Origin of the sequence: Dictyoglomus sp., from assembly GCA_025060475.1 — a bacterium.
In the GTDB taxonomy this organism is placed as follows: Bacteria; Dictyoglomota; Dictyoglomia; order Dictyoglomales; family Dictyoglomaceae; genus NZ13-RE01.
On the sequence record JANXBZ010000006.1, the window covers coordinates 111,577 to 122,864 of the forward strand.

At 32.9% G+C, this 11,288-nt stretch carries 9 protein-coding genes; all 9 read right to left on the minus strand.

Annotated features, from left to right (window positions below; translation table 11 throughout):
- Window positions 1-6: 6 nt before the first annotated feature.
- The 9 genes from NZ841_04635 to NZ841_04675 all read right to left on the minus strand — a co-directional run bounded on the left by NZ841_04635 (window position 7) and on the right by NZ841_04675 (window position 11,064).
- Window positions 7-846, minus strand: coding sequence for a carbohydrate ABC transporter permease (locus NZ841_04635; GenBank protein MCS7202042.1), 840 nt, complete (start codon window positions 844-846; stop codon window positions 7-9).
- The gene (locus tag NZ841_04640; GenBank protein MCS7202043.1) at window positions 846-1,751 is read right to left on the minus strand and encodes a sugar ABC transporter permease; all 906 of its coding nucleotides are present in this window, start codon (window positions 1,749-1,751) and stop codon (window positions 846-848) included. Before NZ841_04640 ends, NZ841_04635 begins: the two co-directional genes overlap by 1 nt.
- A 65-nt stretch (window positions 1,752-1,816) precedes the next feature.
- Window positions 1,817-3,091 carry a sugar ABC transporter substrate-binding protein gene (locus NZ841_04645; GenBank protein MCS7202044.1) on the minus strand — a complete coding sequence of 425 codons (1,275 nt, stop codon included), beginning with the start codon at window positions 3,089-3,091 and terminating at the stop codon, window positions 1,817-1,819.
- Between the two features lie 149 nt (window positions 3,092-3,240).
- Complete coding sequence (locus NZ841_04650) at window positions 3,241-4,425, minus strand: hypothetical protein (protein ID MCS7202045.1); 1,185 nt, start codon at window positions 4,423-4,425, stop codon at window positions 3,241-3,243.
- Window positions 4,426-4,497: 72 nt separating this feature from the next.
- Window positions 4,498-5,622, minus strand: coding sequence for a hypothetical protein (locus tag NZ841_04655; protein ID MCS7202046.1), 1,125 nt, complete (start codon window positions 5,620-5,622; stop codon window positions 4,498-4,500).
- Between the two features lie 39 nt (window positions 5,623-5,661).
- Complete coding sequence (locus NZ841_04660) at window positions 5,662-6,651, minus strand: hypothetical protein (GenBank protein ID MCS7202047.1); 990 nt, start codon at window positions 6,649-6,651, stop codon at window positions 5,662-5,664.
- A 17-nt stretch (window positions 6,652-6,668) separates the two neighbouring features.
- Entirely contained in the window at window positions 6,669-8,033 is a 1,365-nt protein-coding gene (locus tag NZ841_04665; protein MCS7202048.1) for a pectinesterase family protein, read from the minus strand.
- 79 nt (window positions 8,034-8,112) lie between these two features.
- Window positions 8,113-9,411, minus strand: a complete 1,299-nt coding sequence (locus NZ841_04670; protein ID MCS7202049.1) for a fibronectin type III domain-containing protein — start codon at window positions 9,409-9,411, stop codon at window positions 8,113-8,115.
- 81 nt (window positions 9,412-9,492) lie between these two features.
- Window positions 9,493-11,064, minus strand: coding sequence for a fibronectin type III domain-containing protein (locus NZ841_04675; GenBank protein ID MCS7202050.1), 1,572 nt, complete (start codon window positions 11,062-11,064; stop codon window positions 9,493-9,495).
- Between the last annotated feature and the right edge of the window lie 224 nt (window positions 11,065-11,288).

The following is an 11,288-nucleotide window of genomic DNA, read 5'->3' on the forward strand; positions in this document are numbered from 1 at the left end:
CCTTTCTTATCCTCGAAGACCAGTAGTTGAAACCCCTTCCACAATATATTTTTGGAAGAACACAAATATTATTAAAACTGGGATTAGAGATAAAGTAGACATAGCAAAAACTGCTCCCCAGTTAGTTACCGCAGAGGGATCAGAAAAAGCACGGAGAGCAACAGAAACAGTATATTTTTCAGGACTATTTAAATAAACCAAGGGTCCCATAAAATCATTCCATGCCCAGTAGAAAGAGAAGATTGCGGCAGTAGTTATTACAGGCTTTAAATTGGGAAGAATTATATGATAGAAAATTCCAAATCTTCCTGCCCCATCTATAAAAGCGGACTCATCAAGCTCCTTAGGAAGACCCCTTATAAATTGCATTATCATAAAGATAAAGAAGGGACCACCTAAGAAAGCAGGAACAATCAGAGGTCTGAAGGTATTCACCCAGCCTAACCTCATGAAAAGAATATATCTTGGAACAATTTGAACCTGCATAGGAAGCATTAATGTGAGAATTACAGTAGTAAACCAGAGTCTTCGACCTATAAAGGGAATCCTTGCAAGTCCATAGGCAACAAGAGTAGAGGAAATCACAGTACCAATAGTGCCTAAACCTGCTACAATGAAGGAATTTTTAAAAAATGTAGCAAAAGTTATTCCTCCAAAACCTTGCCATCCTTCTTTATAGTTATGAAAATTTGGTTCCTTAGGAATAAGATTAAGAACATCAGAAAATATTTCCCAGGGTTGCTTTAAGGAACTGCTAAACATCCAAAGAGCAGGATAAACCATTAAAAAGGCAACAAGGGTTACAAAAAGATAGTAAATAAATTTATTTAAAGTTTTATTTCTCACTATACTCCCTCCTCTGCCTCATAATAGACCCATCTTCGAGAGGTCTTAAAGATTATAATAGTTAATATTCCGACAAGAGCTAACATAAACCACGCAAGAGCAGAAGCATAACCCATTTCAAAATCATTAAATCCTTTTCTATACATGTAAACCGCATAAAACAAAGTAGAATCCAAAGGTCCACCTTGAGTAATAATATAAGACTGAGTAAATGCCATAAAACCATGTATCATTTGGTTTATCAAGTTAAATAGAATGACTGGCGTAATCATGGGAAGAGTTATAGTAGCTAGTCTCTTCCAAAAACCAGCCCCATCAATATAGGCAGCTTCATATAACTCCCTTGGGACTTGCTTTAATGCTGCTAAAAATATTAGCATGGGAGATCCAAATTGCCAAACCGCAAGCAAAATAAGGGTCCATATAGCAGTTCTGGGATCACCAAGCCAGTTCATGCCTTTTATACCAAAAATGGAAAGTAGAGCATTAATAATTCCATCTACTCCCCAGACTTGTCTCCAAACAACTGCAATAGCTACACTTCCTCCAATAAGAGAAGGAATATAATATATAGCACGATATAAATTCAAAAGTTTACTTTCTCTTAAACTAAAGATTAATGCAACTAAAAAAGCAAAAATAAGTCTTAAAGGAACCTCAAAGATCACAAATTTAAAAGTTGCCTTTGTTGCGTTCCAAAATCTTTGATCTTGAGTAAACATTCTTATCCAATTAGCAAATCCTACTATTCTTGGTGAAGATAAAATATCATAACTGGTAAAAGAAAGATAAAGAGATGTTATTAAGGGAAAGACTATAAAAGCCAAAAATCCAATTATCCAAGGGCTTACAAAAATGTATCCCATAAGAAGATCATGTTTTCTTTTTCTTGTAAGTTTTTTCATATAATTCTCTATACCTCCCTATGAAAAAAAATAAGGGGGAGGGATTTTCTCCCTCCCCAAAAGTCTTATTTTCGTAGTATTGCAGTAACTTGCTCTCTAAACCTCTTTGCAGCTTCTTCTGGAGTAATCTTCTTATACATAATCTGATCATAAAGAGGAGTAAATACATTGTTGTAAATTTCTGGCCATCTTTCTGGGTCTGGTGGTGGAGTTGGATGACCATATTTTGTCATAAAAGCTATAAAGTTAAACATCTCTTTTTCAACAGCTGTTAAGTGAGGTTCAAGAGCTTTTTGAACCTTCCTAGAAACTGGAACTCCTCTTTCTGCCATAAGAATTTTTGCTGCTTCAATATCATTAATAAAGAAGTTAATAAACATAGCTGCTTCTTTTGGATACCTAGTTTTTGCATTTATAGTAAAGAACATGGAAGGTTTTAAGAAGTTGCCAACTTTTCTATTTAGTGTTGGAATCATGTATAGTTTTAATACTTTTCCTTGTAATGCTCTGCTCATTGCTGTTAACTGATTACTCCATGTAAATTGCATTGCAGCTTTTCCAAGACAGATAAACCTTTGCTCAGGACTTACACTACCCCTTGCTACTTCTACTTCCCTTGAAGGTATTACTCCTTCATCTTGCAATTCAAGAAGCATTCTGTAGAAGCTTGCATATACCTCATCATTTTCATATCCTAAGGATTTTCCATCTTCACTGAAGAGATATCCACCATGTTCCAAAGTCCATACTCTAAATACATTGTGATCTCCTAAGTTCTCAGCAGCGCCATAAATTCCAAGTTTATTTTTAATAATTCTTGCAATTCTCTTGAAATCTTCCCAAGTCCATAGAGCTGGAGGAAGAGGTATTCCTGCTTTTTTGAAAGCATCAGGATCAATAGCAAAAGCTTGAGAGTTATTTCCCAAGTTTATTGCATAAAGTTTTCCATATAATTTTCCTGAATCAATTATAGACTGAGGTACATCCTTTAAGTTAATTACTCCTTCTGCTACTAATTCATCTAGGGGAAGAAGTAAGCCTTTATCTACCCAACCTCTAATATAGGCATGATCTTGTTGCATTATATCTGGAATATTACCACCTGCTGCCATAGTAGTAAGTTTTGTATAATACTCTGACCATCCTGTATACTCTGCTACAAGTCTAATATGAGGATATTTCTTTTGGAAAAGGTCAATAACTCGTAGGGTTCTGTTGTGCCTGTCTTGAGAACCCCACCACATTATTCTTAAAGTAATTTGTTGTTGGCTTTGAGAGACTGATAATATAAAGGTAATAAGAATGGAAATAAGTAAAAAGACTTTTAAAAATTTTTTCATTCTATATCCCTCCTAAATTTTTATAGCCTAGAATACTCTTAAAAAGTCTTAATTTAACTATCTTTTAACCACCTCCTTTGTAAATAATGCAACTACATTGTATAGTTTAAAATTAAATTTTTGTTTTGTCAAGGGACACTCATTTTTGTTTATAATTCTCCTTTAAAATTTAATTTAAGTATTAATACATCTGAAGCTTGAGCTCCCCAAGATCTTGTCAAACCCCCAACCAAAAGACTTCCATCTTCCAACTCTAGAACAGTTCTACCTTCGTCATCTCCTTCTCCATCATAAACTTTGTACCATAAAGGCTCTCCTGAAGAAGAAATCTTAAGAATATAAACTCCAAGTCCCATAACCCCATAAGATCTAGTACTTCCTACTATAACAAATCCTCCATCTTTAGTATTAACCACACAAACACCTTCTTCTGACTCTTCTCCTCCAAAATTTCTCTCCCAAATGATGTTTCCCGCTGAATTTACTTTTAATACATATATGTCACCTTTACTCCCATAAGAAAAAGTTGAACCTACCAGAAGATAATTTCCATCTATAGTTTTTATAATTGCAGATGCAGAATCATCCCTTGCTCCGCCATAAGTTCTGTACCAAACTAGATTTCCATTCTTATCAATTTTAATCAAAGCTATATCCTTTCCTCCACCCCCGAAAGAAAGCGTATATCCTGCAATCAGATAATTACCATCTTCGCTTTCCAAGATACAGTTTGCTTCATCAAAATTCCTTCCTCCCCAAGTTTTACTCCATAATTGTTCTCCGTTAGGCGAAAGTTTTATCATGTAAAAATCAGAATTTCCTGCGCCAAAGGATCTTGTCCAACCCACCAAAATATAGTTCCCATCAGAATCCTCAATAGCAGATCTTCCTCCATCCATATCCACTCCACCAAAATTTTTAGCCCAAACAATATTTCCTTTTTTATCTAACTTAACTACGTATAAATCTTTTGAGATTCCAGTAGCATAAGAATAACTTTCCCCTAATACCAATATTCCGCCATCAGAAGTCTCAATTACACACTGAGCATTATCATCTCTCTCTCCATAGTGAAACCACTCACCAAGCACATTTCCCCATTTATCAATTTTTAATAAATAAAAATCATCTTCCCCATTAGGATTTTTAGAATTACTCATTCCTGCAAAAAGATAACTACCATCCCTTGTTTCTATGCAACTATTTACTAATTCATTTTTAGAATATCCGTGTATTTTTCTCCAGGTAACCTTTAGTGTAAAAGAAGAACATCCAGTTATTGTAAAAATAGATAATAAAAGAAAAAATACCAGTAAAAATTTAAAACATCTCATAAACCTCATATCCTCTTTACCTCCCTATTAGAGGACAGGGGGAAACTTTTAAATTTCCCCCTGTCTAGTAGATTATTCATATTTAACAATAATCTTACCCGCTCCAGCCCTTTCTTGAACTTTCAAAGGAACATTTTGAGGATTCTCCACAGTATATGTGTATGGAATCCAGTTATTTATTATCAACCATTCATTTGCTCTGTTTCTAAAATCATAATTCTGACCATCTGTAAGTTTGTCTAAAGTAGGTAAATTTCTTATAGGAGTACCACATTCTAAATAGTAGTTAGTATCGCCATTTTCTGGATCTTCTTTAGAAAGAACAATAAATCCTTCAGGAGTAGATATTTGAGTAGGAGACTGAACTCTTTCAAGATAATTATATTCAAATAAACATCTCACAGCACATGAGGCATTTGGTCCAAGCTGTACATCGGTGTAATAATTATTAAATATATGAACTATACCATATCTCATTCTAGGATTTCTACCAGCAGTACCATTAAACCAGTTATGATGATAAGTAACTCTTAAGAAGTCAGCATCGTCAGGCAGATTATCTGCTCCCCCTACAATACTTACTCCTTTAGCTCCAACATTTTCAAATCTATTCCAAGATAATGTCACATAATTTCCCTGTCTTGTGATATCCACGTTGCTATCAACTGCCTTTCTAAAAGTACAATGATCTATCCATATGTTAGAGGATCCCCACCAAATGGAAATATTATCATCAGGAGCATTATCAAATATTATATTTCTTATGATAATATTTCTTTCTGGATCTCCTGATCTTCCAATTCTTAGAGATATTCCATCAATAGTTGCTCCATTTCCAAGTCCAAGAATTGTGAGATTAGATCCAATATTAATAGTGTTTAAATACTTAGGATCCTCTAAAAAATAAGATATTGTGTATGTGATATTACCATCAACAAGCACAACTCTCGGAGTATCATTAGAATAATGTACCGCTTCAAAAAATTCTTTATAATTTTTAACAACAATTATATTTCCATTTGCTCCACCCGTTGTTCCTTGACCCTGAGTTGCAAAACCTATCATAGGCTCATCGTAACCAATTATTTTCAAAGTCGGTAGTGTAGGTCCCTTTGGGCCAGTAGGGGCTCCACATCCCGAGAGAAAAAATAGCAAGACTATAGATAATAAAGTTATTATCTTTTTTCTAATCAACATTTTTCTATCACCCCTCTTAATAATTTAAAAATTGAAATTTTAAAAAGTTACATTAACTATATCCTCAACAGTAAAGGGTATGGTAGTATCGAACCAGCCTGCTCCAAAATTCCAGTTTTTATATATTCTTAAAGTATTAGATAGTTTTCCCCATCTAGAACTTAATCTTAAATACCATACATCTTTTGTTCCAATTGAAGTATATAAACCATATAATCCATCTATCGTTCCAAAATTAAAGGGTGGTAAACTTATACGAATATACATGTAATTTGGAGAATCAGGAGCACTATAGTAAGCTCCATATATGGATAACTTAGGTATCAAATCTGTTATCTGAGCCTCAATGTTGTATCCTCCGTCTCCTCTATAAAATCCTGTTAAAATAAAGTTATGTAATGGTTTTAAACTCCCACCAATAGCCCATTGCCTAGAATTATTTCCATACTCCCCAAAAAGAGTCACAAAAGATGTAGGCTTAAATTCAGCTCCAACTACAAAGGTGTTCACAAGCATTTGCATATTAAAATCATACAAAGCATATAAATTAGAACCCAAAAATTTAGAAGTTAACTCCTGAGTGTCTAACTTCATTATTAATCTACCCGTGTTAAAATCAACATCAGATTCTATTAGTGAAGGTATATAGCTTAAAACTAATCTAAAGGGTTTTTTTAGAGTTAATTGTATTCCATTTAGATTTAATCTATTATAAAGCATAGAGTCGAATAAAGCTTTTGTTCCTTCTACAGATATATAATATTTAGCAAGATAAAAATCTAAAATCCCAAGAATATTTGAAATAGACAAATAGCCCCCTCTAAACCCAGTATCTCTAAGATCTAAATATGCTGTCACATTACCTTCTTTAAAAGAGTAGAAAAGAAAATAGTTAGGATTAAAATTTATTTTTTTTGAATCTGGATAGAACTTAAAAGAAAATTCAACTCTATTGGATAAAGTTGTTTGAGCATGAACCACATTAAATAAGAAGATAATTATTAAAAATAGCAAACTAAATTTTTTCATTAATATATCCCTCCCTCTTATTGTTCATAAATATGCTCAATAAAACTATTAACATCCCAATTCCCTAAGAAATTTTCTTTTGAGTAAATATTAATACTTTCACCGCTAAGTTGACGTCTTTTATCATTAATGATTGCTCCAAGTCCATAATTTTGATATTCATAAAATCTTTCAGTTTCAGGATAAAACCATATAGTCTCCCCAGTATTAGGGTCTCTTGAGCTCATTGCGGTCCAACCATCATTATGAATATGCTGATCCATATAACAATTTCTAAAAACTACATTGGAATTTACGTTGTAAGGATCAGAACTCGGATGCCAAGGACGTCCTAAGTATACGCTGTTAGGTTCTTTAATATTTGTTAAAAGCTTACAGTTTTCAAAGAGAAAACCTAGTTTTCCTATTGGAGTACTAGCAGCAGTTATATATCCCTTAGGAGAAATACCTGGTCTGTCCACTGAAAAAATAGTACAATTTTCAAATACTGCCTTACCATCACCGAAAATAAAGTCTACATCTCCCTCAATATAGCAGTCCACAAAATAATGAAGTCCTCCCCTTATATACAATGTATCTTGATTACCAATAAATCTACAATTTTTGAAAACAACTTTATCTGCTTGGCTTAAAACAGCTACTGCCTGTTTGTTTGAAATACTTGAATTAGCTATCTCATCAAAGGAATTTTCAAAGGTAATATTTTCAGCAGTAAAACCTGTAACATTACTCATAATAGTTACACTTGCGCTTTGAGATGTGCCCCCTGCAGTTCCAGAACAAAGATCGTAATATATTTTTGTCGTATTAACATCCTCACCAATCAAGCTAATATTAGAAAAACCAATAGTTACTTTTTCATAGTAAGATCCACTCTTAATAAAAATAAAAACTCTATTTCCACTATAAGATTTCTGATTAAGAATCACATGGACTATAGCTTTTAAAATACTATTAAAATATTTAATCCCGTTTATTTCTTCCCCATCTTTCCCCTGATAGTTTTTATCAACAATTATATGAACTTTAGGAAGATATAAAATATTCTCATAATTAAATTCACACTTCTCTCCAGATTTACTTATAATCTCAATTTTTATATTATTACCACGTGATTTCGTAAAACTAAGAGGAACTTCAGATATAGTGTTTGATTTTATAGAACTATTAACAACCAAATTATTATTTAAGTAGATATTGCAATATGCATCTTGGGTAGAATAAATTTTAAAAACATAGGGATTCTCAATTACAACATTTTTGAGGGGATTTATAATAGAAACTTCAAAAGGCTTAACAAGCTCTTCTTTAGGACTACAACCTAGAAGTAAAAACACAAGAATTATTAATAATAATCCAACACTCCCTGCTTTAAATACCATAGATCTACCTCCATAAATTCATGAGAGAGGGAGAGTATTTCGACTCTCCCTCTCAAAGATAAGACCCATCTTTATTTTTTTATGGTGTCAGACTAAATCCTTCAGGAATTTGTACTTCTCCGGGAGCAAAACATCCATCAAAGGTCCACCAAATCCAATCTATATAGCCAATATATAAATTAGAAGCAGATGTTGATGTATCTCCTAGCCTCATAAACAGAGGATCTGGTGGAGAAGATGGTGCAGCATTGATCGTTCCTTCTAATACTGGAGTTGGATTTCCATCCACATATACTTTTGCGTTAATTCCACTTAATGTATATTCAAAAGTAAGCCAATACACATGCCAATCTGCAGCTGTATATAAATTAGATGTAGCTAAACTACCTGTGCCATTTAGTAATCTAATTCTTGTAGTTTCTATTTCAAATCCACCTCTATAAAGAGATGTTTGAATATCTAAGGTCCAAGCCCTTGTAACATTAGCTATACCGACCTCACCTTTTGCCTTAAAAACAAGAGTGAATCTTAAAGAACCAGGTGGAACTTCCTGGGGACTTCCAAAATTGTAACGATAACTTGGAACCGCAGCTGCCAAACTTCTTGTATCCATTTTCAAAATTCCATTTTCAATGGTGCAATAAGTAGACATTGAATATGTAGCACTACCTTCTATCCATCCTGTTGGAGGTTCTACAGTATTTGTCCAATCATATACAAACCAAACTAAGGTGGTTACTTCCGCTTCATTAGACCAAGAACTATTTCCATCCGCATTAAATGCTCTAACTCTATAGTAATATTTAGTATTTGTCTTTAAACCTTTATCAATATAGGTAGTAACATTTGCAGAGATCGTAGCTATCTCTCCCCAATCTTCTCCCTCTTTCTTTCTCTCTATTTTAAATCCTTCTTCATTGTCTGAATTATCTTTCCATTCAAGCTTAACTTCTGTTCCAGTTAAAGCTTTTGCCACAAGATTAGAGGGGGCAGGAAGAGGAGGCGGCAAAGTTGTCACTTCAGCCTCATTAGAATAGGCACTACTTCCTGCAGAGTTAAATGCTTTTATTCTGTAGAAATACTTTGTTTTTGGAGTTAGTCCAGTATCTATGTAAGAAGTAACATTTGCAGAAACTATTTTTATCTCTATCCAATCTTCTCCCTCTTTCTTTCTCTCTATTTTAAATCCTTCTTCATTGTTTGAATTATCTTTCCATTCAAGATTAACTTCTGTAGCAGATAGGGCTGTAGCTACAAGATTAGAAGGTGCTACTGGGGGTAAAACAGTTGGTTGTTGAGGTTGAGGGGTACACCCACTTATTAGAATTCCTAGTAAAACTATGCTTAAAATTAATGCTAAAAATTTTAATTTCTTCATAATTACTAATTCCTCCTTTGTTAAAGTATTTTTCTAATTTTTCTAGCTTTAAGTCTTAAAAACACCTCCCTTCTAAAAAATTTATGGATTTATCCTTCCAACCCCAGCAAATTGAGTAACCAACTCTTTTACTTTATCCACAGGATCAAGAAGATAAAAGTAAGGAGGAATATAGGTACATGTAGAGCTTGAGGGAATACTTCCACTACAGTTTACAAAGCGATTATCTGCTAAGTCCCAATACCCTATCTCAGAACTATCCCAAGACCCAATAGGATTTCTTACATTCTCAAAATAATTATGCTCAATTCTCAATTTAGCACCCATTCTTGAATTAATTGCAGAACCAGGTATATCTTGATAGTAATTATTGAAGATATGACCTTCACCAAATCTGTAACTTGGAAGTCTTGAGTTACAATTTTTAAACCAATTGTGATGAAAAGTTATAGTTCTACTATAATTATCATTATCTGAAGATCCTATTAAACTAGTTTTCCAACTATCATGAAAATAGCACCACGAAACAGTAACATAATATACGGGACCATTTATATCAAGAAGTCCATCGTAGTAGTCTTTATCTATTCCTTGAAATTGATTATAAAGCTCACAATGATCTATCCATATATTCTGAGCAGGACCTGAAATACTTATACAATCAGGACCTTGAGTGGCTATATTAGGATCTTTTACATGATGTATCTTTAAATTCCTAATAATTATATTGTTAGCATTACTAATTTTTATACCTACGCCATTTAACTCACCATAAGGATATGCTCCCAAAATAGATATTCTTGATACATTTTTCACTTCTATGACATATTTTCCTCCAGAGTTTTGAGGAGTTATAATTCCTTTTACATAAATAATCCTAGGTCCCCCTTTATTTATCTCCCTCTGAAGATCAGTTCCCGTTTCAACAGTAACAACAGCACCTCCTTCGCCTCCAAAAGTTCCACCATTTAGAGTAGCAAAACCTATTAAAGAAAAGTTAGGATTTTCCTCATTTCCGATGAAAGGTACATATACCTCAATCTCATTTGAATAATCGCTTTCTGTGAAAGAACTATATGCTTTTATCCTATAATAATATTTATTTCCCGAAAATACGTCAGAATCTACATATGTGGTTAAAGAAGAATTAAGTCTTGCTATTTCATTCCAAGCCCCCCCTGAGATTTTCTTCTCAATAATATATCCTTGAGTAACTTCTGAATTACTTGTCCAGAGCAATTTTACTTTGTTAGAGTCTATAACAAAAGACAAAATAGGTTTAATAATTAAAGGGGTTAATATTTCACAGATATTTGAATAATCACTTCTTCCAGAAGAATTATATGCACAAATCCTGTAAAAATATTTTGTACCAGGATCTAAACTTATATCTATATAAGAATTTTCATTTATTCCTAAATTTTTAACTTCTTTCCAAGTTTCGCCATCTTTTTTTCTTTCTAAAATAAAACCATCTTCATTATTGGAATTATCAATCCAACTAAGTTTAACTCTTTTTTCAGACAAAATTTCTGCTTTTAAATTAGATGGGGCCTGAGGTAGATTAACAGGATAAGTAGGAGAGTTTGAAGCACATCCATATAAAAACAAAAAAATAATTAAAGAGAAAAGAAAAACTCTTTTATTTCTCATTCTTTTTTTCCTTTAAAATATCAAAACTTATTAATTGCATAATATGCAAATTTATTGTATAATTTCTTTGGTAAAAATTATACAACTATTTCAAGATGAAAGTCAAGAAAAAAAATTTAATTTAAAAGTAGAAAGGATCGAGGCTATCCTCTCAATCCTTGATATAATTAAGAAATTGAACCTTTCCTTTTTCAGATCTCTTAATTACTCATCGATGATTTTTT